Origin of the sequence: Humibacter ginsenosidimutans (assembly GCF_007859675.1) — a bacterium.
GTDB classification, from domain to species: Bacteria; Actinomycetota; Actinomycetes; order Actinomycetales; family Microbacteriaceae; genus Humibacter; species Humibacter ginsenosidimutans.
In genome coordinates this window covers 2,144,942-2,170,564 of sequence record NZ_CP042305.1, presented here as the reverse complement: position 1 = coordinate 2,170,564, position 25,623 = coordinate 2,144,942, and the positions used below count along the sequence as shown (strand labels likewise).

Here is a 25,623-nt window from a genome sequence, read left to right as displayed (position 1 = left end):
CGGTCGTGGGCCACCGCACCCTAGGCTCGACCGCGTGGCAACGGACTGGGTGGGCACGGCCTCCGCATACGACGCATCGTTCGCTCGGCTCTGCGAAGGCGCGATTGCCGCGCTGATCGGATGTCTGCCCTCCGCGGATGCCGTCCCGCACGTTCTCGACGCCGGCACCGGAACGGGCCGCGCCGCCGCGGCCCTCGCGCAGGCGGGCTTCGACGTCACCGCGGTGGATGCCGCGCAGGACATGGTCGACTATGCGGCCGCGCAGCCGGGGGGCGACGGCATCCGCTTCGAGCGAGCGGATCTGCTCGCGCTGCCGTACGCGGACGAGTCGTTCGACGCATCCGTCGCGAACTTCGTGGTGAACCACCTCGCGGTGCCACTGACCGGCGTGCGCGAGCTCGCACGCGTCACACGGCCCGGCGGTGTCATCGCGGTGACGATCTGGCCGTCGGAACCGGTGTCGGCGTTCAACGCGCTGTGGAACGACGTCATCGAAAGGTCGGGCGCCGCGCGTCCGTCAGGGTTGCGACTGCCGCCCGAGGACGACTTCGAGCGCAGCGAACGGGGCGTGGCCGGCCTGCTGACCGAAGCGGGACTCGACCAGGTCACGGCGACCGAGACGGCGTGGACCTTCAGCGCGACACCCGAATCACTCTGGCTCGGCGTCGAGGCCGGCATCGCGGGCATCGGCACGACGTACCTGGCGCAGCCGAGGCCCACGCAGTCGCGCATGCGCGATGCGTTCGAGGCGATCGTCGATGGGCGAGGGATGCTCGACCTTCCGTCGACCGCGATCGTCGCGTCGGGCCGCCGCCCCGTCTGACCGAGCAGGCGTCTGCCGCGTCAGCCCTGGGCGCGACGCGGTCCGCGGCCGCGCGAGGTGCTGCCGTTGCCGCGCACGACGTCGCCGACCCGGATGCCCGTGCGCGCACCGATCGACTGACCGCTGCGGCCCGACGACGAGTTGTTCGCACCACCGGTCGTACGCGACGAGCGCGACGACTGCTGCCCGCGACCGGATGCCTGCTGTTCGCGCCCGGACGCACGCTCGGAGCGGCCGGCGGCAGCCTGCCCACCGCGTCCTCCGCTCGTCTGCTGAGCCGAGCGCCCGCCCGTCTGCTGCTGACCGCCGCCTGCGCCGCGCCCACGCCGGCGACCGCCGCCCGAACGCTGGGCCGAACCCGCGGCATCCTCACGAGAACCCGCGCGTGACGAGGCGTTGCCCGCCCCGCCGCGCGAACCAGCTGTGCCGCGCTCGCCGCCACGACCGCCTGCGCCCTGCCCGGCGGGCTTGCGCGACGGCTGCCGCTGCTGCTGCACCTTCGGCGCCGGCTTCACGTACGGTGCGGGCTCGCCGACGAGCGTCGTCACCTGTGAGGAGGTCGCCGACACCGCGAGCGGGGTCGCCGCGATCGCCGCCTTGCGCAGCACGTCGCGCACGTCGCCGCGCTGGGTCGGCAGCATGATGGTCACGACGTCGCCGGTCGCGCCGGCGCGGGCTGTGCGGCCCGAGCGGTGCAGGTAGGCCTTGTGCTCGGTCGGCGGGTCGACATGCACCACGAGCTCGACGTCGTCGATGTGCACGCCGCGAGCCGCGACATCCGTGGCCACCATGACGCGCACGCTACCGTCGCCGAACGCGGCGAGGTTGCGGTCGCGCTGCGGCTGCGACAGGTTGCCGTGCAGGTCGACCGCCGGAATGCCCTGCTCGGTCAGCTTCTTGGCCAGCCGCTTCGCGTGGTGCTTGGTGCGCATGAACAGAATGCTCCGGCCCTTGCCGGAGGCGAGCGCCTTCACCAGGTCGTTCTTCGCGTCGAGGTCGGCGACCTCGAACACGTGATGCGTCATGCGGTCGACGTGGCTGGTCTCGTCGTCAACGGAGTGCATCACGGGGGACTGCAGGAAACGCTTCACGACCTTGTCGACGCCGTTGTCCAGCGTGGCTGAGAACAGCATGCGCTGCCCGCCCGTCGGGGTCTTGTCCAGGATGCGCGTCACGACGGGAAGGAAGCCCAGGTCGGCCATGTGGTCGGCCTCGTCGAGCACCGTGATCTCCACGGCGTCGAGCGAGACGAGACCCTGTTTCATGAGGTCGTCGAGCCGGCCGGGGCACGCGACGAGGATGTCGACGCCGGCGCGCAGGGCATCCACCTGTCGCTTCTGGCTGACGCCGCCGAAGATGGTGGTCGTCGTGAGGTTGTAGGCGTCCGCGAGCGGCTCGAGGGTCGCGGCGATCTGCGTCGCGAGCTCGCGCGTGGGGGCGAGCACGAGGGCGAGAGGATGCGACGCCCTGCGCCTTCCGCCGGCCAGCGTGGTGCCGAGGCGCGCTGCGATCGGCAGCGCGAACGCGATGGTCTTGCCTGAGCCGGTCTTGCCGCGGCCGAGCACGTCGCGGCCGGCGAGGGTGTCGGGAAGCGTGTCCACCTGGATGGGGAACGCCTCGGTCTTGCCCTCGGCCGCCAGGGCGGCGACGAGGGGCGCGGGAACTCCGAGTTCGGAGAAGGAAGTCATGGGGTTGCCTTTCGGGCATGCAGCCGTCGCTGTCGTGGTCGTACGACCTGGTCTCGGGCGCGACGGTGGTGGGTGGCGAACGCGCCGGTGGACGCATCCGTTCGCCGTGAGAAGGAATCGACGCGGCGGTCTTTCTGTGTGAACAGCCGTTCGGTGTGAACGTGGACCTGGCCGCGGATGATGCGCTCTGACGACGCAGGCGGCACCCGTCGATGGGACCGCAAGAGATGCCAGTCTATCAGGCGCGTCGGCGGCCCTCCGCCGGTGTGTTCGCCCGCGGCCGCCGCAGTCGGCGTGGATGGCGGGCGGCGGGGCAGGGTCGAGAGAGCGCACAGGCGGGCCGGGGCACGCCGACTAAACTGGTCGGTCCTGACTTCGAACGGGGGGCGCGTGCGCGAATCGGAACTCGAGCGGGAACGGCACGTCGTCTCCGAGCTGTACGCGAGGTTGGATGCCCTGCGCGCCGACACCGTCGAACGTCTCGCCGCCGTGCGTCGCCAGACCGCGGGGGCACGCACCAGGCGCGTGGTGAGCGGGATGCCTACGCCCGTCTCTACGAGGACCGCCTGCTGCAGCTGCGCGAGGTCGACCCCCGGCTGGTGTTCGGCCGGCTGCAGCTGGCGCAAGCGGACTCCGCGCCGGCGGCACCGCCCGCCCCCACTGCCGACCCGCTCCGCGACTCCGCGCTGCGCTACGTGGGCCGCATCGGCCTGCGCGACGACGATGAGCACACCGTGCTGCTCGACTGGCGCGCGCCGCAGGCCAGCGCGTTCTACCAGGCCACCGCCGCGAGCCCGCTCGGGATCGCCGCGCGGCGTCGCTTGACCATGCGGGACCGCGACGTGCTGCGCGTCGACGACGAGGTGTTCGACGCGCGGCTGCTCGAGGAGGCGGGCTCCAGGCCCGACGAGGTCTCCGGCGACGCCGCGCTCATGGCCGCGCTGATGGCTCAGCGCATGGGGCGCATGAACGACATCGTCGCAACGATCCAGGCGGAGCAGGACAGGATCATCCGCTCCGAGCTGCGCGATGCGCTCGTCGTACAGGGCGGTCCGGGCACCGGCAAGACGGCGGTGGCTCTGCACCGCGCCGCCTACCTGCTGTACGCGCATCGGCAGAAGCTGCAGGCATCCGGAGTGCTCGTCGTGGGGCCGACCCGCGCGTTCCTGTCGTACATCGAGGAGGTGCTGCCGTCGCTCGGCGAGACGGGGGTGGTCATGCAGAGTCTCGGTCGGCTGTTCCCGGGGGTCGAGACCGACGCGGACGATGCGCCCGCCACCGCCCAGCTCAAGGGCTCGAAGCAGATGGCGACGCTGCTGCGGCGCGCTGTCGAGTCGCGTCAGCGGGTGCCGCTGCAGGCATCCGAGCTCGATGTCGACGGCGAGCGGCTCGTGGTCGAGCCCGCGCTGATCGAGGATGCCCTGCGCCGAGCCCAGCGCACCGGCAAGCCGCACAACGTGGCGCGTGTCACGTTCGTGAAGCACGCCCTCACCGCGCTCACGTCTCAGCTCGCCGCGCAGCTGCGCGCCCGCGGACAGACGCTCGACGAGGAGGACCTCGCCGTGCTGCGTGAAGACGTGCGCACCAGCTACGACGCGCGCGTTCTGCTCAACACCGCGTGGCTGCCGCTCACCCCGCAGAAGCTGCTCGCCGACCTCTACGCCAGGCCACAGTGGCTCGCGGAGCTCACGCCGCGGTGGAGCGACGAGAAGCGCGCGCTGCTGCACCGGCCGCGCGAGGCGCAACTCACGATCAGCGACGTTCCGCTGCTCGACGAGGCCGCCGAGCTGCTCGGCGAGACGGCCGACGCCAGGGACAGCGCGCTGCGCCAGGCGGCGAAGGAGCAGCGCAGGCGCGATCTGCGCATGGCGAAGGCGGCCATCGCCGACGCGGGCGCCGAGTCGTTCGTCACCGCCGAACAGCTCGTCGACCAGGCCGGTCAGCAGGGCGACGGGCTCACGACGGCCGAGCGGGCGGCATCGGACCGCACCTGGACCTACGGGCACGTGGTCGTCGACGAGGCCCAGGAGCTCAGTCCCATGCAGTGGCGACTGCTCGTGCGGCGCTGCCCGATGAAGTCGTTCACGATCGTGGGCGACATCGCCCAGTCGTCGTCTGCGCACGGCGGACGCAGCTGGGCGGATGCCGTCGGCCCCTTCTTCAAAGACCACTGGCGTCTCGAGCAACTCACCGTCAACTACCGAACGCCCGCGCTCATCGCGCGCCCGGCCGAGCGCTTCGCGCGTGACCACGGGCTGCCCATCACGCCGGCGCGCGCCGTGCGCGAGGGCGACTGGCCTGTGCGTGAGGTCTGGGCCGACAGCGCCGGCGTCGCCGCGAACGCGCTCGCCGCAGCGGTCGTGGACGCGATCGCCCACGACCGTGGCATCGACGACTCGGGCAGCCTCGCCGTGATCGCGCCCGTTGCCGTCGTTGACGCGGTAGGGGATGCCGCCGCCACGCGTTTCGGCGCGCTCGCCGGCCGTGGGGCATCCGGCCTCGCCAAGCCGATCGTGGTGCTAACGGCGCAGGACGCGAAAGGTCTGGAGTTCGATGCGGTGGTGATCGCGGATCCGGACGCGATCGTCGCGGAGTCGCCGCGCGGGGCATCCGCCCTCTACGTCGCGATGACGAGGCCGACGCAGCGGCTGACCCTTGTGCGGGTCTGATCGTTCCATCTCCTCCCCCCTCCCCCCCCAGGCTTTCCCCGGGCGGTCCGCACTCGTGCAGGACATCTGACGCGCCGTCGATATATCCGACGCCGCATCACGCATGCCCTGCACCGTGACCGCAGACCCGCCGGACTGGCCTCCCACGCCCCCGATACGATGACCGGGTGAAGATGCCGCTCGCCCCCGACGACCCCACTCAGCAGCCGTACGAGGTGCGCTTCGACTGGGGACGCGAGGGGCTGCGGAGCATCGCGCACGGTGCCGGCGTGATCGTCGTGATCGACGCCATCTCGTTCACCACGACGGTGGAGATGGGCGTGGCCCTCGGTCTGGAGGTGCAGCCCTTCGCCGGCCTTCGACACGAGGCCGAGGCTGCGGATGCCGCTGGCCGGTTCGGCGACGCCCGCCTCGCCGGCAAACGCGGCGCCCCCGGTGTCTCGCTCTCTCCGTCGAGCATGACGGCCGCCAACGTGGCGGAGTTCGGCGCAGGTCGTGCCGTCGTCCCGTCGCTCAACGGCTCGCGTCTGACGGCGCTTGCGGCGACGTTCGGCGTGCCGGTCGTCGCGGCGACACTGCGCAATCGCACGGCGGTCGCCCAGTGGATCTTCGACTACCAGCAGCGCATCGGCCGCCGCGCCATGGTCTCGGTGGTCGCGGCGGGCGAGACCCGCACCGACGAGACGGTGCGTTTCGCCGTCGAGGACATGCTCGCCGCGGGCGCGGTCATCGACGCGCTCGGCAGACTCGGCATCGACGCGTGCTCGCCGGAGGCGGCCGCGGCGTGCGCGGCGTACACCGGACTCGCACGCGGCATCGGCCACATGTTCACCGCCTCGGTGAGCGGCGGCGAGCTGCTCAAAGAAGATCAGCGCGAAGACATCGAGGTGGCCTTCCAGACCGACGTCTCCACCACCGTGCCCGTGCTGGTCGACGGCGTCTACGAGGATGCCTCGTCCGAGGCGGTCGCGGCCCGCACCTCCGCGATGCAGTAGCTTCCGTCTCCCGCGCGAGCCCTGCTCGCCCGGTCACCGCGTTCAGCGCCCTTCTGCTGCGGCGTCGACGGCGCCGTCGGCGGTCCACAGGGCGCGCGCGGCTTCGAGACGTGGAGCAGGGACGCCCAGACGGTGCGCTTCCTCGAGCACGTCGCGGCAGACCGCTCGCGGCTCTTCCGCGTCGGGATCGTCGTGCGCGTCGAGTGAGCGGCCCGCCGCGGGGATGTGCGCCGTCACCCACGCGAGCACCGAAGAGGTCAGGGCGGACGGAGCCCGGAACAGCAGCGTGCTGCGCCTGTGTCGGCGCAGGTCGACGCCCCGAGCCTCGAGGAGCGGCAGAAGCTCGCGCGTGGTCAGCAGAGCCTGGCGGAAGCCGGCCCGCGACCCTTTCAGCTTCGAGAGCGAGCCGACTCTCAGCCCTCGGGAGTGCATGCCGGCGTCCGCTGCGAAGTGGATCCAGAGCCAGCCGCGTATGTCTGGCTCTTCTCTGATGCGGAATCCGGCGTCCCGGAACACGCTGCGCACGGCCGTCTCCCGCTCGGTCGCGGGGCGCTCGAGAGTGCCGAAGATCACGGAAGGCAGCAGCATCCCGCGGAGCAGCCCGCTCTTCGCGAAGCCGCCGCCGGCTTGCGGAGCCGCCCACGCGAGCCGATCGACCGGCACGGGGCGGAGCGCAGTCTCCGGTTCCGACCAGATGTTGCCGAGCACCAGCACCGTGGCGTCGCCGAGGCGCGGCCCGAGAAACTTCGCGGCTTCGGGCAGTCTGTTGTGCGCGACGCTCAGCACGATGAGGTCGAAGTCATGGTCCGGCTCGAGGGTCTCGCGGAAGCGCACGGGCCACTTCTGAGCGACGTGCCGGCCCCGCCTGCGCATTCGCGTGTCGACGACATCGAGGTCGATGGCATCTCCGTATGCCCTCGCGCGGCCCGGCCGCACGTAGAACTCGATCTCGTGCCCGGCGGCCTCCAGCGCCCAACCGTAGATGGTCGCGATCACGCCGCGGCCGAACATCAGGATTCTCATGCGGGATCTCACTCTCACGTTGAACTGAACGAAACGGTATCGTACAGTTATTGCATGTCGGCCGATACCCCACCCCGTTCCAGGATGTCGTCTGAGCGCATCGCAGAGCTGTTCGGCTGCGTGCACGATCTGTTGCTGGAAGTCGGTTATGACCGTTTGACTCTCGATGCGGTGGCGGCACGAGCCCGCACGAGCAAGGCGACGCTCTACCGGCTATGGGGCAGCAAGTCCGGACTGGTCATGGCTGCTCTGACGACCGGCAGCGCCAAGCATCAGCCTCTTTTCGGTGAGGCCCCGGCGCGCTCGCTCGATGAGGCCTTCGAGCACTTCGCATGTTCGGATGCCATCTCGGACCGCGACGTGCGCATGGGCTTCATGCTGCTGAACACGGCAGCAGCGGACCCCGAATTCGGGGCAACCCTTCGGGCGCACATCATCACACCTGTCGTCGAAGAGATCGTGGCCGTGTTCGAGGCTGCTGCCGAGCGCGGCGAGATCGAGCATGAGCCGGCGTTGTTCCGGCGATTGGCCTCGCTGATGATCACCGACCTCGCCTTCGCATCCTTGATCAGCGGCACGTCGCAGGGCGCGACGTCACGTCGCGAGCTGTTCCGCACCATCGTGCGTCCAGCCCTCGGTCTCGCCGGCTGAGCTCCGTCGCCCGTCACGCGTTCGCCGTGGCCTCCTTGCCCGACCAGTCGATCGAGCGGAAGATCGCATCGCCCTTGCCGTCGAACCCGGTGATCGCGCCCTCGACGGAGACGCGCACGGGGGAGACCGACGTCAGCGTTCCGTATCTGCCGTCGCTGGCGGAGGCATCCGCCGAGAACGTGGCGGAGCCAGGGGTCACCGTGGTGACGATCCAGCCGCCGTCTTCCCAGTCGCCGCCGCCCCCGAGACCGACGTCGAACTCGGGCGCCTTCACGAGTGTCCACTTCTGGTTCGTCAGCGTCAGGTCCGGATAGTCGTTGATGAGGCCGAAGCTGCAGCCAGACGGCGTGATCGTGTGCTGCGCGATGCAGGAGGCGACCCACGCGTTGACGGCCGCCTTCGCTGCCGTGGTGCCGGCATCCGTCAGACGCGCCTGCAGCGTGACGAGCGACGTGGGCGTCGTAGTCTTGCCCGTCAGGGCCGTGACCCACAGGCTGGCGCCGTCCGCCTCGTAGTCACGGTTGTCGGCGAGCTCGACGTCGTAGTCGCCGGGGAGCGCGTCGACGATCGCGGTGCCCGTGCTGTCGGGCTTCACCGCTGCGCCGTTCACGGTGGCCGCGGCCGTATCGGGGGCGTCGAACGCGACCTTGAGCGTCGGCAGCCGAACGGACTCGAGCTTCCACGTCGTGAAGAACAGCATGTCGGTGCCGGTCTTCTTCAGTGCGAGCGTCTCACTGTGCCGGTGGCCATTCTGGGTGTAGCCGACGATGACGGTCGCGGTCTGGCCGGAGGTCTGACCCGGGCGCACGCTGTACGCGGTGATGTGCCCCTGTGTCTTCGCGTAGACCTTCTGCGTGACGAGCGGGCTCGTGGTCGTGATGTGGCCGAGCCGCTTGATCGTGGCCACGTCGCCGGCGGCGAGCGCGGAGAGGTAGGGGCGCGCAGCGGCCTGCGGGGTGTGCGCCGCCGTCTGCACGGCGAACCACGCGCCACCGCCTACGAGCAGAGCCAGCAGCAGAACGCCGCCGCCGATGAGACCGATCAGCAGCCCCTTGCGCTTGCGCGCCGGCTGCGGCGAAGCCGCCTCGTCGATCGGGCCGTCGTCGGTCATGCCGCCTCCGCGCTGTGCGTGAGAAACCTGGGGTGAGAGACAGGGCGACAAGGCCTGAGCTCCGCTGATCGTCGGATGTCTCGAATCGCGCGGGGCGGTCGGAGTCCACCAGAGTCAGCACAGCCTAACGGACGCCCCGAGCCACGGTGAACAGGGTGTTCTCGGCGCGAGCGCATTCGGGTCATCGGTGCGACGCTGGGACGCCACCGTCACCCGCCGCCGCCGCTGAACGCCGGCATCAGGCACCCGAAGATTCGAAAGAGGATGACCCATGAAAGCCGTCGTGAACGACACAGTGCTCGCCGAGGCTCCGGTCGAGGATCTGATCAAGATCGAGGGCAACTGGTACTTTCCGCCGTCGAGTGTGAAGTCCGAGCTGCTCGAGACCAGTCCTACTCCGTACACGTGCCCGTGGAAGGGCGAGTGCCAGTACTTCACGGTGAACGCGGGCGGGCAGCGGCTGCAGGATCGCGCCTGGAGCTACCCCACGCCGTACCCGACCGCGTTCGACCGCGTCGGCAAAGACTTCAGCAACTACGTCGCCTTCTGGAAAGAGGTCGAGGTGGTCGACTGAGTCGTCTTGTGCGCCGGTCTCTGCCCGAGTCACCGCGGTCAGGGGTCCGTACGCGCGCTCGGTTGGCTCAGTCCGGCACGACCACGGAGCGCACACCTGCGCGATCCGAGTCGGCCCAGGCATCCGCCACCCGGCTCAGCGGGTACTGCCGCACCGGAACCGTGACAGCCCCCGTCGCGATCAGGTCGAGGTACACCGGCAGCTGACCCATCAGATCGGCCAGTGAGGCGCTGCCGGCTCCCGAGCCCTGCACCCTGATGCGCGTGCTGCGCAGCAGCGATGCAGGCAGGGATGCCTGTTCCCCCGCCAGCGCGCCGATCTCGACGTAGCTGGTGTCGCCTTCGTCTTCGGCCAGACCCTTGCGCGCGAGCGCGTCGAACGCGGCCTCCGCCGGTTCGCCCCACACGAAGTCGAGCACGAGTGACGGGTTGCCGTCACCGAGCGCGGTGCGCAGCGCGGCGGAATCCGCCGCCCGGTCGCCGGTGAGCGCCACGGTCTGCGCACCGCGCTCGCCGGCGGCACGCAGCCGCTCCGCGTTCCGGCCCGCGCCGATCACGCGGTCGGCGCCGAGCGCGAGCGCGTTCTGCACGGCGAGCAGGCCCGCTGTGCCCGTCACCCCGAGCACCAGTACCGTGCCCAACGAGCCGAGTTCGTTCTTGCGGGTGACCAGCGGCATCCACGAGGAGAGCCCGGGGTTCATCGCCGCGGCGACCTGCACGGGATCGGCACCGGCGGGCAGCGGCAGCCGAAGGCCGGCGGGCACCGCCATGCGCTCGGCGATCGTTCCGTAGGGAGCCGTGACGTAGCCGGTGTAGAGCAGGGTGCCGTCGGCGGTGCGCGCCACGGCATCCACTCCGGGAATGAGCGGCCACGCGGCCTGCGATCCGTAGTGCTCGCCCGACGCGAGTCCCCGCACGATGGGGTGGATGCCCGTCGCGACGAGCGAGACCAGCTCGCGTCCCTCCTCGACGACGGGTTCGGCGAAGTCGCCGTGGCGCGGGGCCGTGCCCGCTGCGTCGATGACTGCTGCCTTCATGGTGTGCCTCCTGACGTCCTTAACGTTGTTAAAGAGCATCGTCCCTTAACATTGTTAAACTGTCAAGCGGAATCGACGATCGGAGGTCGCGCATGGCGAAGGGGCTCACCAAGGCGGCGATCGTGGGCGCCGCCCTCGACCTGCTCGACGAGGTCGGCATGGACGGACTCACGGTGCGGGCGCTCGCCGCACGGCTCGACGTGAAGGCGCCTGCGCTCTACTGGCACGTGCGCGACAAGGCCGAGCTCGTCGACGAGATGGCCACCGAGGTGTGGCGTCGCATCGGCGAGCAGTTGGCGCTGATTCCCGCGGACGCCGGATGGCAAGACGACCTGAGGTGCTTCGCCGACGTGCTGCGGGCGGCCCTGCTCGAGCATCGAGACGGCGCGAAGGCGTTCAGCGGCACCTACCTCACCGACGGCTCGGTGCTCGGCGCGCGCGAGGCCGGGCTGCAGCGTTGGCTCGACCAGGGCTTCGTGCTGTCCGACGTCGTGCGCGCGTTCGCGCTGACGAACAGCTTCGTCGTGGGCTTCTGCATCGAGGAACAGGGCGTGCGGCAGGCGGATGCCCGCCAGAACTACGACCTGCAGGTGCGCGCCGAGCGGGTGGGCGCGCGCGAGCATCCGCTCATCGCCGCCACCGGGCCGGAGGCCTTCGGAGACCGCGACGTGCAGTTCGCCGGCCTGATGGACCTCGTGGTGGATGCCGTGAGCCGCCTCCGCGCGCCGGAGTCAGCTCCCCCTGCTCAGCGAACGAGCCGCGCCACCTCGCCGACCAGCTCGAAGTAGCTCGCCAGATCGGGCTCGTCACCGGGCGGCTGAAGCACGACGTGATCGACGCCGGCGGCGGCGTAGCGCCGCACGCCCGCCGCGACATCCTCGACCCCGCCCCCGAGCACGCGCTGCGACGCGTCGGCCGGGGCCTCGCCGCTCCACGACGACGCCGCGCGCTCGATGCCGTCTGGTCCGAACGCCGTGACAACATAGGCGACCACGTCATGTCGACCCGTTCGTCCCACCTCGGTGCGGCCGACGTTCACCTGGGCGACGCCGTGCTCCGCCTCCTCGACGGTGAGCAGGCTGTTCAACACCACGCCGTCGGCGGCGGCGCCGCACGCGAGCAGCGTCTTCGGCCCCTCGGCGGCGGCGTACACGAGCGGCACCTGGGCCGGCGGCCAGTCGAGGCGCACGGCGTTCAGGTTCACGTACCGGCCGCTCGCGGTCACGGTCTCGCCTGCGAGCAGTGCGCGGAGCGCGGGAGCGTACTCGCGCATCAACGTCAGCGGAGAAGCCACACGAGCGCCGGCCTGCGCCATCCACGACTGCACGCCGTGTCCCACCCCCGGCAAGAGCCGCCCGGGGAACATGCGCGCGAGCGTGGCGATCTCCATCGCCGTCGCCGTCACATTGCGCAGGGGCATCGGGGCGATGCCGATGCCGACGCGCAGCGTCGAGGTCACGGCCAGGGCCGCCGAAGCCGCGGCAAAGGCGGACTCGCGAAAACAGTCTTCCCAGAGCCAGAGCTCGGAGACGCCCGCGCGCTCGGCGGCCGCCGCCGCCGCAAGCTGCGCCTCAGGCGCATTCGAATAGGGGCTGAAGACGGCGCCGACACTGGTCATGTGCGCAACAATGCCACGCCCCTGCGACGTCGCCGCGACGCACGACCTACGCCGTCGCCGCCTTGCGCGCGCGGTGGGCACGCACCTTCGCGCGGTTGCCGCAGCGCTGCATGGAGCACCACCGGCGGTTGCGGCTGCGCGAGACATCGAGGTAGACGAGGTCGCAGTCGTCGGCGCCGCACTCGCGGAGCCGCTCGCGGGCATCCTCCCCGAACACGGCCACCGCGTCGCGTGCGATCGTCGACAGCGCCTGGGTGGCGCGGGGTCGGGTGCGGCCGGCCTGGCGCCCGCCGCCGTCGAGTGCGGGCGGCAGGTCGGGCGTCGAGGCGTAGAGATTGACGATGTCGACGTCGCGGCTCGAGAAGGGATGCCCGCGCAACGCCGCATAGGTCAGGTTCGCGATGGCCTCGCGCAGGGTTCGGGCATCCCGCAGCTCGTGATCGGCGCAGCGCGCGTCGATCGTGGGAAAGCGCTCGTGCAGCCAGCCCGCGAGGTCGGCCGGCGTCGACAACTGCTCCCACGGCGTGTTCGGCACGCGCCGGCCCGCTCCCGCGGGGTCCATCGCGCCGGTGTAGGCGAAGTCGAGGCACAGGCATCCCGAGTCGAACCACCAGCGGATGCCGTCCGGCGTCTGGAACCATTGGCCCGTCTCGCCGAGGCGCTCGGCCCGCTCGCCTCGAGTCCGTTCGTGCCCGGCCTGTTCGTGCGCGTCGCGCTCGTCGATGGCGGGTGAGCTGCCCGCGGCAGCGTCGGTCGTGCTGGTCATGCCCTGATCCCGGCTCGTGGTTCGCCCGGCGGATCCGGGATATCTGCGAGCGGCAGCTTACTGTAACCGCGGGCGGCGGTTACGTCGCGGTGGGATCGGCGCCGGAGCGCAGCGGGGCGAACGCGCGGGCGCGCACCACCGCGCGCCGCTCACGGATCTTCGCGTCGGAGAGCCCGTCGCCGACGGCCTCGAACGGCCACCAGTCGACGAGATGCACGGTGGCCGCGAGCATCCAGGCGGCGATCGTGGCATCTGTCGCGGGAATGGCCGCGGGCAGCGCTGCCCTGATGACCGTGTGCATGTCGACATAGTGCGCGTGAAAGCGCTGCGTGAGCGCGCGGCTGGCGAGCACCATGTCGGCGAAGCTGTGCCACGCGTTCGGAAAATACTGGGCGGACAGCGCTCTGGCCGTGCCCCCGGAGTGCTCGCGTTCGATGCAATAGCGCTCGATCGTGTCGATCGCGTCGCCGAGGGAACTCACGTTCGCCAGCGCCTCGCCGACCTGCGCGAGTTCGTCGTCGAACTCGTCGAAGATCAGGTCTTCCTTCAGGGTGAAGTGGTTGGTGACGGTCATCTTCGACACGCCGGCCTTCTCGGCGATCTCGGCGATCGACACCGCGTCGAAGCCGCGCTCGAAGAACAGCGTGGTGGCGGTGTCGGAAATGCGTTTGCGCCGACGCTGCTTCGCGCTCATCACCACGGGCTTCGCCTCATCACCCTGTGGGAGAGGCCCGGTGGATGCCCGCGGCGAGCCTTGCGCAGAACCTGCACTTGACGTCATGGCGCCCATCGTACCAAGATTGGGTCGAACCTAAAACTAGGTGGAACATAAATCAGTTCCACTCGAACCCACTGCGAAAAGGATCGAACCCATGAACGACGTGATCATCGTTGGCGGCGGACCTGTCGGACTGATGCTGGCACTCGAGCTGTCGCTCGCGGGTGTCGAGCCGCTCGTGCTCGAGCGCGGCGCCGAGATCGACCCGACCATCAAGGCGGGCTCCCTCAACGGCAGGGCGGCAGACGCCCTTCGTCGCCGCGGCGTCGAGTTCGGCCTCGGTGCGTTCGGGCCGGGCGGCGCGACGGTCGGGCGCAGGCAGCCGGGGGCATCCTCGCCGGCATCGGCACCGGGGACGCCGGCGGCCTCGGTCGCCCCAGCCGTCGGCCAGGGCGCTCAGGCACCGCGTCCGCCGCGGTTCGTCGGACACGTCGCGGGCATGATCATCCCCGCCGACCTCGTGAAGTGGAACGAGCTGGAGCACTCGACGTCCTCCGCGATGATCAGCCAGCAACAGGTGCAGCAGCTGCTGGAGGAGCGCCTGGCCGAGCGCGGGGTTCAGGTGCGGCGGGGCATCCAGGTCACCGACGTCGTGTCGGGCGACGACAGGGTGCGGGTCGTCACCGACGCGGGCGAGTTCGAGGGGTCGTGGGTCGTCGGCACCGACGGGGGCCGCAGCATCGTGCGCAAGAGCGCGGGCTTCGGCTTCGACGGGCTCGACGGCATCATGACAGGCCACCAGATGCTGGTGCAGGGCGAGGGGTTCGACGACATTCCGGTCGGCTGGAACATCACGCCCACCGGCGTGTTCCGCCGCATGCCCAACAACCTCATGCTCACCGCCGAGTTCGACGGTGCCCCCGCCGACCGCTCGGCCGTCATCACCGCCGACGACCTCACCGGCGCCATCCGCAGGGTCACCGGCGTCGACGCCACCGTCACCAACGTGATCAGCGCCACGCGATTCACCGACAACACGCGCGTCGCCGATCACTACCGCAAGGGTCGCGTGCTGTTGGCGGGCGACGCGGCCCACGTGCACCCGCCGTTCGGCGGTCAGGGCCTCTCGCTCGGTCTGCTGGATGCCACGGGACTCGGCTGGCGCCTGGCCGGCGTGGTCGCCGGTCGTCTCCCCGTCAGCGTGTTCGACGACTACGAGAACGAGCGTCGTCCTGAGGCCGAGCGCATTCTGGAGTGGAGTCGCGCCCAGGTGGGCCTCATGCGCACCGACGAGCGCTCCCGCGCGGCCGGACGCCTCGTGGCCCGCCTCATGAACACGCCGGACGGCGCCACCGAGGTGCTGCGCGTGGTCGCCGGCGACTTGGTGACCTACGCGTCCGACGACGGCCCGGCCGGCACGTTCGCCGACGATTGGGCGGGAACGAACGCCGACGGCGGCTCGCTCTTCGACGTCGCCGCCGAGGGCCACGTCGTGCTCGCCCACCTGCCGGAAATCGACGTGCCGCAACTGGACGGTCACGCGGTGCGCGCTTTCGCCACGGATGCCGCGCCCGCCCCGCTCACGCTGGTGCGCGTCGACGGCGTGGTCGCCTGGGCCGGCGACACCGCCGACGGTCTGCAGGAGGCGCTCGCGGCCATCGGGGCGTAGACGGCATCGCACAGGTCGAGCGCCCGCCTCCGGCGGGTGCTCGATCGCGTTCGGCGGGTGCTCGATGGCCTTCGGTGGGCGCTGGATCGCGTTCGGTCGGAGTCCGGCCTCAGCGCGCGGGCGCCCTGTGCTCCCACACGATGAGGAACTCCCGCGAGAACCGCCCCGAGCACCGCCCGCACGACAGGCTCTTCGCCGGCTTGCGGTACCGGTAGTGCAGATGTCCGCGTGGGCAGGTTCCCACCCAGGGTGCGAGGTCTTCGGCGACGGGCTTGTCGAGTGTGCGCTTGCCCACGTAGCCGATCTCGCGCGCGATCGCCTTCCATCGCGGGCCGTGCCCCGCCGACGGACCGGCCATGGCGTGCGCCACCTCGTGCAGCAGCACCTGATGGATCTCGTCGTCATCGAAACGCGCGGCGAGATGGCGGGAGACGGTGATGCGCTTGGCACTGTGGTCGCATTGCCCGCCGCGCGTCTTGGCGTTGTCGAAGCCGAAGGTCCAGGCATCCGTGTCGAGATGCATCGCGATGAGGGCCTCTGCCCACCGGCGAACACGTACCAACTCAGCCACGGTTCGAGGCTATGCGGTGCGGCGCGTGCCCGTGGCGGCGCGCCGGGCAACGGTGCACTCCGAGCGCCCTGCGCGCCCTGGGGAGGCGGAGTCAGCGCGCCGGCCCGACGGTGAGGCGCAGAATGCGGTCGTCGCCGTTTGCCGGCGTTCCGCGCCCGTCGGTGTTGTTCGTCACCAGCCACAGCGTGTCGGGCCCCACGGCCACCGCCAGCCGCAGCCGTCCGAACTCGCCCGAGTAGTACGCCTTGGCCCGCGCCGGCTGTCCGTTCCGCGGCAGGTCGATGACCCACAGCCGTTCGCCGCGCAGCGACGCCATGAAGACGGTGTCGTCGATGATCGCGATTCCGCTCGGGCTCGCCACGTCGGTGCGCCACTGGTACACCGGATCGACGAACCGGCGGTCGTGTGCGATGCCCTCCACGACAGGCCAGCCGTAGTCCGACCCAGGAGTGATGCGGTTGAGCTCGTCCCAGGTGTCCTGCCCGAACTCGCTCGCCCACAGCTGCCCGGTCGAGTCCCAGGCCAAGCCCTGCGGATTGCGGTGTCCGTAGGAGTAGACCGGCGAGCCGGGGAACGGGTTGCCTGCGGGCACGGCGCCGGTCGGCGTGACCCGCAGAATCTTGCCGCCCAGCGAGTGCAGGTTCTGTGCGTTCGAGGTCTGGGTGCCGTCTCCCGTGGTGATGTAGAGCATCCCGTCGGGTCCGAACGCGATGCGGCCGCCGTTGTGGAACACGCCCTTGGGAATGCCCGCGATCACCACGCGGGGCGCACCGAAGGCGCGGTGGCCAGCGGAGCCGGTGAGCGGCATCCTCACCACCCTGTTGTCGTCCGCAGTGGTCAGGTACGCGTAGAGGTAGGTCGTGGATGCCCCGCCCAGCGCCGCGAGCCCCAGCAGTCCGCCTTCGCCCGAATGCACCACGCCGGGCACGGTTCCCACCGTGTGCGTGCTGCCGTCGGCCGCGCGCTCCAGCACGCGTGCGTCGTCGCGATCGTCGATCAGTGCCGACCCGTCGGGCATCGGCACCACCGACCACGGAGCGTGCAGGTTCTTCATGATCGTCGTCGGCGTGCCGACCGGCTCTGCGGGAGCGGTCAGGGCGGTCGGCGTGGACGCGCTCGGCGAGGCGGTCGAGGTCGGCAGGGTCGGCGCGGCGGGTCCCGGCGCGGTCGGCACGTGGGTGCAGCCGGTGACGAGCGCAAGAGCGGTCAGCGCACAGGCGGCGACCCACGCGCGGAACCCGCGGCGAGTGCCGCGCGTGCTGTGCTCCATGACCTGCACCTCCGCCGGTCGTGCGCGACCGCGACGGCCGCTTCATCGTCATCGCGGTCGCGCGGGGCCTCGATGCGGCCGCACCTTCACTCTGCGCGCCGCCGGGTCGTGCAGGCAAGGGCGGGCGCGGCGTCGCATGCATCGCGCGGGTGCGCGTGGCGTCGTCGCACATGCGTCGCACGCCGGTTCGCGCCGATAATGAGGGATGCGCACGATCGACCTCAACTGCGACCTGGGGGAGTCGTTCGGCGCCTGGAGCATGGGCGACGACACGGCCATGCTCGAGAACGTCTCGAGCGCGAACGTGGCCTGCGGATTCCACGGCGGCGACCCGGCCACGATGCTCGCCACCTGCCGTGCGGCCCGCGACCGCGGCGTCGTGATCGGCGCGCACGTCTCCTACCGCGACCTCGCCGGATTCGGGCGTCGCTTCATCGACGTCGCGCCCGCCGACCTGCACGCCGACGTGCTCTACCAGCTGTCCGCACTCGCCGGGGTGGCGGCATCCGTCGGCAGCGAGGTGCGCTACGTGAAGCCGCACGGTGCGCTGTACAACCGCATCGTGACCGACGAGCAGCAGGCGGCGGCGGTGGCGGATGCCGTGGCATCCTTCCCAGCGCGGCTCTCGGTGCTCGGCCTCGCGGACAGCGCGATCGAGAGGGCATGCGCCCGGCGCGACGTGCCGTTCGTGCGCGAGGCGTTCATCGACAGGGCCTACCTGGCCGACGGCACGCTGGTTCCGCGCGGCATGCCGGGCGCCGTGCTCGGTGCGGCGGACGGCGTCGCGGAGCGCGCCGTGCTGATGGCCGCAGAGGGTGTCGTGCGCACGATCGACGGCGAGACCGTCCCGCTGAGCGCGGCCTCGCTGTGCGTGCACGGCGACTCGCCGGATGCCGTCGCCATGGCTGTCGCCGTGCGCGCCGCATTGACGGCGGCGGGCATCGAGATCGAGGCCTTCGCATGATCGCGACGATCCGCCTCCTCGGCGACCGAGCGCTCCTCGTCGACCTGGCCGACCTGGGATCGGTGCTCGCGCTGCGCGCCGCGCTCACGGGCACGAGGCCCGCCGGTGTGCTCGACATCGTGCCGGCCGCGCGCACCCTCGCGGTGATGGTCGATCCGGCGCGGCTCCCGCTCGACAGCGCGCGCACCTGGCTGGAGCACGCACTCGACGAGATCGCGGCGGAGCGGGGGAGCGATGCGGGCGCGCGTGATGCGGGCGACGAGACGACCGTCGTGATCGACGTCGTCTACGACGGAGACGACCTCGCGGAGGTCGAGGGGCTCACGGGCATCCCCGCCGCCGAGATCGTGCGAAGGCACACCGAGGCAGCCTGGCGCGTCGCGTTCGGCGGATTCGCCCCGGGATTCGGCTATCTCGTCACCGACGACGACTGGTTCGAGGTGCCGCGGCGAGCGGCCCCGCGCACCGTCGTGCCCGAGGGTGCGGTGGGTCTCGCCGGCCCGTTCAGCGGCGTCTACCCGAGGCAGGGTCCAGGCGGATGGCGGCTCATCGGCCGCACGGATGTCCCGCTCTGGCGCCCGACCGACGCCCGGCCCGCGCTGCTCGCGCCGGGCACCCGCGTGCGGTTCCGCGCCGTGGAGGAGCTGTCCGGCACGGCGCGGCCCGAGTCGGACTCCTCGCCGGACGCAAGCGTTCGCTCGAGTGCGGACGCCGACCTCGGTGCAGAGACTCAACCCGGTGCGCAGGCGGAGGCCGGTGCGGAGACGCCTTCCCTCACCGTCGTCTCGGCCGGGATGCTCCTGCTCATCGAAGACCTCGGCCGCACGGGATCCGCGTCCATCGGCGCCGGCCGCTCGGGCGCGCTCGACCGCGGCGCATTGCGGCTGGGCAACCGCCTCGTGGGCAACGTCGAAGCGGCGGCCGGACTCGAGGTGGCCTTCGGCGCGCGGCTGCGCTTCGAGCGGTCGACATGGTTCGCGGTGACCGGCGCGCGGGGGAGGCTGACGCTGAACGGGCATCCCATCGAGCCGGATGCCGCCCTGCCCGCCGCCCCCGGCGACCTGCTCGAACTCGGTGCAGCGGAGCACGGCCTGCGCTACGTCGTCGCCCTGCGCGGAGGCGTGCGGGCGCCGCTCACACTGGATTCGGCCTCGACCGACGTCGGCGCCCGCATCGGGCCGGATCCGCTGCGCGACGGTGACTCGATCGCGCTGGGCACCGACACGGCAGGCGGCATCCCGGCCGTCGACGCGCTCACCGTGTGGTCGCCGCCCGACGACGAAGTGGACGTGCACGTCGTGCCCGGTCCGCGCCAGGACTGGTTCGACGCGGCCTCCGTCGCCGACTTCTACGACGTCGCGTGGGAGGTGACGCAGGCGTCGAACCGGGTGGGGATGCGGCTGCGGTCGCGCGACGGCGTCGTGCTGCGCAGGGCATCCACCCTCGCGGCCGCCGAGCTGCCGAGCGAGCCGATGGTGCCGGGCGCCATCCAGGTGCCGCCGTCGGGCGAGCCGACCGTGCTGCTCGCCGATGGGCCCGTCACCGGCGGCTACCCGGTGATCGCCGTGGTGGCCGATGCCGACCTCGACCTCTTCGCGCAGCTTCGCCCGGATCAGCGCGTGCGCTTCCGTCACGCCCGCTGAGGTGCTCGTGCTGCCGCGCCTGCGTCGCTGCGCCTGCGCCGCCGTCCTTCGCCCACGCCGACCCACCGGTTCCAGAAACCGGAGTGATAGCGCTCTCGGTCTGAATACCGGAGCAATCCTTCGGCATTCGACGCAACCTCCGGTTTTCGCGTCCGATGCGCGCCGTGCAGAGGTGCCGTGCAGAGGTACGGATGCCGTGCAGGGCGCTTGCCCCCGCGGCCGACTCGCTCAGACTTCGGCGCCCGTCAGCCGCGCAGCTGGAACACGCTGCGGCCGGGCAGCGGAGACGCGACGGCCGTGGCATCCGTCACCACCGAAGCGCCGGCGGTGAACTGTCTCAGCTCGTCGCCCGCGACGGCCTTCGCCGGGTGCGGCCCGCTGGCCAGCAGCCGCGGCAGCCAGTCCATCGGCAGCTCGGCGTTCGACCCGACGAGCACGATGTTGCCGAACCGCTTGCCCTTCAGCACCTGCGTCTCGGCGAGTGCCGCGACGTGCTCGACGACCGACGCCAGCGTGGCCGCCTGTCCTCGTGCGAACGACAGCGGCGGCCCGTCCGCCACGTTGACCAGCACGACTCCGTCGGGTGCCAGCAGGGATGCCGCCTCACGGTAGAACTCCACGCTCGTCACGTGCGCCGGGGTGCGGGCACCGCTGAAGATGTCGACGATGAGCAGGTCGACCGTGCCGCGCAGGCCGCCAGGCAGCTTCGCGACGACCTCACGGGCATCCCCGTGTCGAACCCTGATCTGGGCGCTCTTCGGCAGCGGCAGCTCGGTGCGCACCAGGTCGACGAGGTCGCTCTCCAGTTCGATCACCTGCTGCCGGGAACCCGGACGCGTCGCGGCGATGTAGCGCGGCAGCGTCATGGCGCCCGCCCCGAGGTGCACGGCCGTGATCGGCTCTCCCGGCTCGCGCAGCAGATCGATGACGTTGCCCATGCGCTGCACGTACTCGAAGAAGAGCCGCGTCGGGTCATCGAGGTCGACGTGCGACTGCGGAGTTCCGTCGACGACCAGCTGGAACGATCCCGGCACCCACCTGTCGGGCTCGATCACGGCGCGCAGACCGCTGTTCTTCAAGACGACGGAAGGATGCTCACGCACGGCTCAAGCCTACGCAGCCGCGCCTCAGGAGAGGGTCCCCTGGTGGTACAACGCGACCCAGCGCTCGCCGCGACGCTGCCAGATCGTCGACCGCCGAGAGTGCCGCTCGTCCTGCAGCAGCGCGTACGTCACGAGCCAGGTGTCGCCCTCGAGCAGCCGCACCGCGAAGTCGTCGACATGCAGGCCGCGGTCCTCCGGCTCGCCCCGGTGACGTTCCTCGACGACATCGAGCACGAACTCCCGCTCGTAGACGGCTCCGGATGCCCCCACCTCCCAGTACTGCTCGTCGACCATCGCCTCGAACGCCGAGCGCGGCGACCCGGCGGCAGACCGGTGGAAGATCGGCTCGAGCGCGCGGAGTTCTCGGGCGGCGAGGCGGGCATCCATGGCGGAATCCTCCCACCCCGCTCGTGCGGGTCTCCACCCGATCTCCACCCGAACCTCCACCCGCGGGCGGTGTCGCCGTCGGTGCAGGGGCGCGAGAGTGGAAGCATCCTCGGGCCAGACGGCTCGGCCCGCACGGCTCGACGTGCGCGGTCGGACCGCGCGGCGTGAGTCACCTGTCATCGTCCGCTCTCAGACAAGGAACACCGTGTCCCTCTCGATCCAGCTCCTCAGCAACGCGCTCATCATCGTGGCGGTGGTCGTCTTCGTGGGCTACCGGCAGCTGACCTGGCGGGCGATCGATCCAGGTCGCATGTGGCGCTTGCCCGTCATTCTGGGCATCGTCGGCCTCGCCACTCTGAGCGGTACCACGAAGCTGCAGGCCCTCACCGGAGTGGACGTGGCCGTGCTGCTCATCGAGCTCGGCGTCTCCGTGGGGCTCGGCGCGCTCATGGGGGCGATCGCCATCATCCGGCCGTTGAGCGACGACGGGGTGCGCCTGTACCGGGAGGCGCACGCGAACGACAAGCGGCCCAGCGCGAGCCCCGTCACCCTCGAGACCCGCACCGGGTGGCTGGGCATGGTGCTGTGGCTCGTGCTGATCGCGGTGCGTGTCGGCATCGACGTGCTCGCCGGTATGGCGGGCTCCGCGCTCGCCGCCTCCACCGGGGTGATCCTGCTCATGGTCGCCGCGAACCGTATCGCCCGCGTTGCGGTCATCATGTACCGCGCCAGTCGCGTCACGACGCCGGCCCGGGTCTGACAGCCCGACGCCGACCGCTCGGGGTTCGGGCGGCGCGCATGACCGGTGCCGCTTCGAGCCGCTCGCGCGTGCACGATCCGACTTCGACCGGCCGAGGCGTGCGCGGCCCAGCACTCGCAGCCCCCGATGCGGCAGGATGGAGCCCGGATGCCGTGCCGCGCGCGGCGCTCCGGCATCCGTCGTCGACGCCTCGCGCGGCATCCTCCGCGTCGGGCGACGCGGAGGGGGAGGTGACCGTCGTGACGAGCATGGGCGACGGCGCGCTCGAGCACCCGATGCGCCGCACCGGCTTCGGACTCGCGCTGAGCCTCGTCGGCATCCTCGCCGTCACCGGCTACCTGCTGCGCCAGTGGTCGATCGGAGCGGTGCCGGCCTGGACCATACCGGTCGCCGCGGTCTCGGTGCTCGCCTGGGCTGCGGTGCTCGCCGTTCCGGCGCGGTGGCGGAGCACCATTCGTGTGCTCCTGTTCGCGATGGTCATGGCGGGAGGCGTCGTCGCCTGGCCCACCAACGGTCTCCTGATCGTTCCGGTCATCGCGGGCATCATCTCGATAGCCTCGCCGCGCGAACCCGGCTGGCTGGTCTGGACGTTCGCGGTGATCGCCGCGGTCCTGGTCGCAGTCCCGCCTCTTCTCGCCGCGGTGAACGGGGAGCGGGGCGTGACCGTCGAGGGCGTGGTCTCCATCGAGTTCGCCGTCATGGTCGCGTTGCTCGGCGGGGTGAACCGGCGGCAGTCGCGGGCACGTCAGGAGGCTGCAGCGGAACTGGCGCAGCGCACCGCGACGATGCGGGAGGAACAGGCGAAGGCATCCACGCTCGCCGCCAGGCAGTCGCTCGCGAGGGACATGCACGACGTGCTGGCGCACAGCCTCGGCGGTCTCGTCATCCAGCTCGACGCCGTCGAGGCGCAGCTCGAGGCGGGCAAGACGGATGCCGCGCTCGCCCGGCTGGGCGACGCCCGTTCGATGGCGGCCTCGGGACTGGCCGAGGCCCGACGTGCGGTGGAGGCGCTGAGGGCGCAGCCGGATGCCGTGGCATCCGTGAGCTCGGCCGACCTTGCGACGGCGCTCATCGACCTCATCGACGCGCACGAACGGCTCGGCGGACGCATCGACTTCGAGCAGCTCGGCACGCCGCGCGATGTGCCGGCCGATCTCGCGACGGCGCTGCGCCGCGCTCTGCAGGAGTCGTTGAGCAACGCGCGCAAGCACGCACCGGGACGTCGGGTGACCGTGCGCGTGACCTGGACGGACGACGGCGTCGAGCTGACGGTGTCGAACCCGGTGCCCGACGCATCGCCGACGGATGCGCTCGCGACCTCGGGCGGCGGGCGCGGACTCGTCGGCATGACCGAACGGTTCGGCGAGCTGCCCGCTGCGCAGGTGACGGCACGGCGCGACGGCGACGAGTTCGTGGTGCACGCGCGCGCGGCGGTGCCGCGATGACCGGAGGAGAGCGATGACCGAGGCGGAAGCCGAGACGATCCGCGTGCTCGTCGCCGACGACCAGGCGATCGTGCGCGACGGACTCGTGACCGTGCTCGATCTGCTGCCCGACATCGAGGTGGTCGGCGAGGCGGCCGACGGCGAACAGGCATGCCGACTGGTCGCCGAGACGGCGCCCGACGTCGTGCTGATGGACCTGAGGATGCCCGTGCTCGACGGCGCCGCGGCCACCGCCCGTATCGTGGCCGAGCATCCGGGTACCGCCGTGCTCGTGCTCACGACCTACGCCGATGACGCCTCGATCATGGGCGCCCTGCGGGCCGGAGCCCGCGGGTACCTCACGAAGGATGCCTCCCGTGCCGAGGTCGCCGCCGCGGTGCGCTCGGTCGCGCGCGGCCAGACGACGCTCTCCGGCGACGTCGGCGCCCGCCTCATCGGCGGGCTGACGTCTCCTTCGGCCGCCGCCGGCGGCCCGACGCCGTCGTCTCCTTCGCCCGATCCCGCTGAGCGGGCGCCGTATTCTCGCGACGCTCCCGGCGCTCCCGGCGCTCTCGAGCCGACGTCGGCCCCCGCCCTGCTCCCTGAGCGAGCGCAGCGAGTCGAAGGGCACAACCCTCCGGCACCCGCCGACAGCACTCCACGAACCACCCCGGGCTCGCCGTCCGCCCACAGCATTCCGCCCTCTACGCCGGGTCCGGCGCGGTCCGGCGACGGTGTCCCACCCCTCGCTCCGCGAACGGCGCCGTCTGCCGCGGAGCTGCGCGCACGGCATCCGCAGCTCACGGCGCGGGAGGCGGACGTGCTCGCGCTGGTGGCCGAGGGTCGCAGCAACGGTGAGATCGCGGCATCTCTGTTCGTGAGCGTCGCCACCGTGAAGACGCACATCAACTCGCTGTTCGCCAAGCTGCAGGTGCGCGACCGCGCCCAGGCGATCGCCCTCGCCCGGTCGTAGCCGGCCCCGCCGTTCTGCTCGCCTCGCCGTTCGGCCGGCCCCGCCGCTCAGGTGCACAATTCAGGTGACGATCCGCGGCCGGCTCGTCCTGCGGTCGCCGCAGGCCGCTCACACCTGATTTGTGCACGCGGACACTTCGCCTCCACAAGTCTGGTCTATGGCCGGGTTTCCACAATTCAGGGCCGACAGACGCGGCGGCTCGTTCGCTCGGGCATCGTCAACCCGTGCAGAGCGATCTCGAAGCCGGCGATCTCGGTGTCGTGTCGATCGCGGACCTATTTTGTTCCGGCGCGACGCGCCGCGAGATCGCGATGGCCCTCGAGACCGGCGCGCTCGCCCGCATTCGCCGCGGATGGTACGCGCGCAGCGATGCCGATGAGGATGCCATCGAGGCGGTCTACCTCGGAGGCGCGCTCACCAGCGTCTCGGCTGCGCCTCATCACCGAATGTGGACGATGGGCGATGGGCGGCTACACGTCGCCGTTCCCGCGAATGCCTCGCGGCTTCGTCGCACCCACGACGATGAAGGGGTCCTCGTGGACCGCCATGGCACGCCGATCTGTCTGCACTGGTCGCCGGTCGCGGGCGCGTTCGGACAGGCGATCGTCATCGCCGGCCGCGTGCTGATGGATGCCGGCATCTGCCAGCCCGCTGAGAACGTCATCGCCATGGCGGACTCTGCGATCTATCGGAACGTCCTGCGCCGCGAAGAAGTCGACTCCTGTCTGCCTTCGCTCGCTGCACGTCTCGACGGGACAAGTCAGTCGGGAACCGAGTCCCTGGTGCGGGACCGCCTGCGCCGCCTGGGCGTTCGGGTGCGGAGCCAGGTACGCATCGGTGGTGTCGGCATTGTCGATCTGCTGGTCGGAGACCGCCTCGTCATCGAATGCGACAGCAGCGGATTCCACGATGGCTACGCCTCGAAGCGAGATTACGATCGCGACCTTGCCCTGGTCGCGATGGGGTACATCGTGATCCGTCTCCGCTATGACCACGTGCTGTACCACTGGGAACGAGCGGAAGCGGCGATTCTCACGGTCATCCACGAGCGCCGTCATCTGCGCCGCGGCGCGGGTCGACGCGTTGTTCTCGACTGACTCGTCTGAGCGGGCGACCGTTGTTCCTTGGGTCGCCGACCGGTACACAATTCAGGCTGAGACCACGGAATGCCGGAGGGCGTGGGCGTG

General features: G+C 71.2%; 23 protein-coding genes and 1 pseudogene. 13 read left to right on the top strand and 11 right to left on the bottom strand.

Annotated elements, in window-relative coordinates; genetic code table 11:
* The first annotated feature begins 34 nt into the window (after window positions 1-34).
* Window positions 35-823, top strand: a complete 789-nt coding sequence (locus FPZ11_RS09985; protein WP_168203787.1) for a class I SAM-dependent methyltransferase — start codon at window positions 35-37, stop codon at window positions 821-823.
* 20 nt (window positions 824-843) lie between these two features.
* On the opposite strand, the gene FPZ11_RS09980 is transcribed toward FPZ11_RS09985, so the two are convergent.
* Window positions 844-2,511 carry a DEAD/DEAH box helicase gene (locus tag FPZ11_RS09980; protein WP_146320539.1) on the bottom strand — a complete coding sequence of 556 codons (1,668 nt, stop codon included), beginning with the start codon at window positions 2,509-2,511 and terminating at the stop codon, window positions 844-846.
* A gap of 390 nt (window positions 2,512-2,901) precedes the next feature.
* Between FPZ11_RS09980 and FPZ11_RS09975 the strand changes: the two are divergent.
* Together FPZ11_RS09975 and FPZ11_RS09970 are read left to right on the top strand one after the other, a co-directional pair.
* Window positions 2,902-5,180 (top strand): annotated as a pseudogene (locus FPZ11_RS09975) (HelD family protein).
* A gap of 173 nt (window positions 5,181-5,353) precedes the next feature.
* Window positions 5,354-6,175, top strand: coding sequence for a 2-phosphosulfolactate phosphatase (locus FPZ11_RS09970; RefSeq protein WP_246846676.1), 822 nt, complete (start codon window positions 5,354-5,356; stop codon window positions 6,173-6,175).
* A 42-nt stretch (window positions 6,176-6,217) separates the two neighbouring features.
* Here FPZ11_RS09970 and FPZ11_RS09965 read toward each other — a convergent pair whose 3' ends face one another.
* Window positions 6,218-7,198: a ketopantoate reductase family protein gene (locus FPZ11_RS09965; RefSeq protein WP_146320535.1), complete on the bottom strand. Its 981-nt coding sequence runs from the start codon at window positions 7,196-7,198 to the stop codon at window positions 6,218-6,220.
* A gap of 54 nt (window positions 7,199-7,252) precedes the next feature.
* Between FPZ11_RS09965 and FPZ11_RS09960 the strand changes: the two genes are divergently transcribed.
* Window positions 7,253-7,849, top strand: a complete 597-nt coding sequence (locus FPZ11_RS09960; RefSeq protein WP_146320533.1) for a TetR/AcrR family transcriptional regulator — start codon at window positions 7,253-7,255, stop codon at window positions 7,847-7,849.
* Window positions 7,850-7,862: 13 nt separating this feature from the next.
* Here FPZ11_RS09960 and FPZ11_RS09955 read toward each other — a convergent pair whose 3' ends face one another.
* Window positions 7,863-8,960, bottom strand: coding sequence for a hypothetical protein (locus FPZ11_RS09955; RefSeq protein ID WP_146320531.1), 1,098 nt, complete (start codon window positions 8,958-8,960; stop codon window positions 7,863-7,865).
* Between the two features lie 271 nt (window positions 8,961-9,231).
* On the opposite strand from FPZ11_RS09955, the gene FPZ11_RS09950 reads away from it, so the two are divergent.
* Window positions 9,232-9,534 carry a DUF427 domain-containing protein gene (locus FPZ11_RS09950; RefSeq protein WP_146320529.1) on the top strand — a complete coding sequence of 101 codons (303 nt, stop codon included), beginning with the start codon at window positions 9,232-9,234 and terminating at the stop codon, window positions 9,532-9,534.
* A gap of 67 nt (window positions 9,535-9,601) precedes the next feature.
* On the opposite strand, the gene FPZ11_RS09945 is transcribed toward FPZ11_RS09950, so the two are convergent.
* Entirely contained in the window at window positions 9,602-10,570 is a 969-nt protein-coding gene (locus FPZ11_RS09945; RefSeq protein WP_146320527.1) for a quinone oxidoreductase family protein, read from the bottom strand.
* 92 nt (window positions 10,571-10,662) lie between these two features.
* Here FPZ11_RS09945 and FPZ11_RS09940 point away from each other — a divergent pair, with 92 nt between their 5' ends.
* Complete coding sequence (locus tag FPZ11_RS09940) at window positions 10,663-11,358, top strand: TetR/AcrR family transcriptional regulator C-terminal domain-containing protein (protein ID WP_146320525.1); 696 nt, start codon at window positions 10,663-10,665, stop codon at window positions 11,356-11,358.
* Here the strand turns inward: FPZ11_RS09940 and FPZ11_RS09935 are convergent.
* From FPZ11_RS09935 to FPZ11_RS09925, 3 genes are all read right to left on the bottom strand, one after another.
* The gene (locus FPZ11_RS09935; protein WP_146320523.1) at window positions 11,316-12,188 is read right to left on the bottom strand and encodes an LLM class flavin-dependent oxidoreductase; all 873 of its coding nucleotides are present in this window, start codon (window positions 12,186-12,188) and stop codon (window positions 11,316-11,318) included. The genes FPZ11_RS09940 and FPZ11_RS09935 overlap by 43 nt on opposite strands.
* 46 nt (window positions 12,189-12,234) lie before the next feature.
* Window positions 12,235-12,954 (bottom strand): CGNR zinc finger domain-containing protein, encoded by a 720-nt coding sequence (locus FPZ11_RS09930; RefSeq protein ID WP_146320521.1) that lies wholly within the window; start codon window positions 12,952-12,954, stop codon window positions 12,235-12,237.
* 79 nt (window positions 12,955-13,033) lie between these two features.
* The gene (locus FPZ11_RS09925) at window positions 13,034-13,735 is read right to left on the bottom strand and encodes a TetR/AcrR family transcriptional regulator (RefSeq protein WP_210415837.1); all 702 of its coding nucleotides are present in this window, start codon (window positions 13,733-13,735) and stop codon (window positions 13,034-13,036) included.
* 91 nt (window positions 13,736-13,826) lie between these two features.
* On the opposite strand from FPZ11_RS09925, the gene FPZ11_RS09920 reads away from it, so the two are divergent.
* A complete protein-coding gene (locus FPZ11_RS09920; RefSeq protein WP_146320519.1) occupies window positions 13,827-15,341 on the top strand; it encodes an FAD-dependent monooxygenase in 1,515 nt (504 codons plus the stop codon).
* Between the two features lie 109 nt (window positions 15,342-15,450).
* Here the strand turns inward: FPZ11_RS09920 and FPZ11_RS09915 are convergent, their stop codons facing one another.
* Window positions 15,451-15,912 carry a SprT-like domain-containing protein gene (locus tag FPZ11_RS09915; protein WP_146320517.1) on the bottom strand — a complete coding sequence of 154 codons (462 nt, stop codon included), beginning with the start codon at window positions 15,910-15,912 and terminating at the stop codon, window positions 15,451-15,453.
* 91 nt (window positions 15,913-16,003) lie between these two features.
* A complete protein-coding gene (locus tag FPZ11_RS09910; protein WP_146320515.1) occupies window positions 16,004-17,182 on the bottom strand; it encodes a PQQ-dependent sugar dehydrogenase in 1,179 nt (392 codons plus the stop codon).
* 205 nt (window positions 17,183-17,387) lie between these two features.
* Between FPZ11_RS09910 and FPZ11_RS09905 the strand changes: the two genes are divergently transcribed.
* Together FPZ11_RS09905 and FPZ11_RS09900 are read left to right on the top strand one after the other, a co-directional pair.
* The gene (locus FPZ11_RS09905; protein WP_146320513.1) at window positions 17,388-18,146 is read left to right on the top strand and encodes a LamB/YcsF family protein; all 759 of its coding nucleotides are present in this window, start codon (window positions 17,388-17,390) and stop codon (window positions 18,144-18,146) included.
* On the top strand, window positions 18,143-19,789 hold the full coding sequence (locus FPZ11_RS09900) for a 5-oxoprolinase subunit B/C family protein (RefSeq protein ID WP_146320511.1): 1,647 nt from the start codon (window positions 18,143-18,145) through the stop codon (window positions 19,787-19,789). The genes FPZ11_RS09905 and FPZ11_RS09900 overlap by 4 nt, the downstream gene beginning before the upstream one ends.
* 245 nt (window positions 19,790-20,034) lie before the next feature.
* On the opposite strand, the gene FPZ11_RS09895 is transcribed toward FPZ11_RS09900, so the two are convergent.
* Together FPZ11_RS09895 and FPZ11_RS09890 are read right to left on the bottom strand one after the other, a co-directional pair.
* A complete protein-coding gene (locus FPZ11_RS09895) occupies window positions 20,035-20,892 on the bottom strand; it encodes a spermidine synthase (RefSeq protein WP_146320509.1) in 858 nt (285 codons plus the stop codon).
* A 24-nt stretch (window positions 20,893-20,916) separates the two neighbouring features.
* A complete protein-coding gene (locus tag FPZ11_RS09890; RefSeq protein ID WP_146320494.1) occupies window positions 20,917-21,279 on the bottom strand; it encodes a nuclear transport factor 2 family protein in 363 nt (120 codons plus the stop codon).
* Between the two features lie 205 nt (window positions 21,280-21,484).
* Here FPZ11_RS09890 and FPZ11_RS09885 point away from each other — a divergent pair, with 205 nt between their 5' ends.
* The 4 genes from FPZ11_RS09885 (at window position 21,485) to FPZ11_RS09870 (ending at window position 25,533) form a co-directional block, all read left to right on the top strand.
* Complete coding sequence (locus tag FPZ11_RS09885) at window positions 21,485-22,039, top strand: hypothetical protein (RefSeq protein WP_246846171.1); 555 nt, start codon at window positions 21,485-21,487, stop codon at window positions 22,037-22,039.
* Window positions 22,040-22,077: 38 nt separating this feature from the next.
* Entirely contained in the window at window positions 22,078-23,484 is a 1,407-nt protein-coding gene (locus FPZ11_RS09880; protein WP_146320492.1) for a sensor histidine kinase, read from the top strand.
* Between the two features lie 13 nt (window positions 23,485-23,497).
* On the top strand, window positions 23,498-24,436 hold the full coding sequence (locus FPZ11_RS09875) for a response regulator transcription factor (protein WP_146320490.1): 939 nt from the start codon (window positions 23,498-23,500) through the stop codon (window positions 24,434-24,436).
* 224 nt (window positions 24,437-24,660) lie between these two features.
* Window positions 24,661-25,533: an endonuclease domain-containing protein gene (locus FPZ11_RS09870; protein WP_146320488.1), complete on the top strand. Its 873-nt coding sequence runs from the start codon at window positions 24,661-24,663 to the stop codon at window positions 25,531-25,533.
* Window positions 25,534-25,623 lie beyond the last annotated feature (90 nt).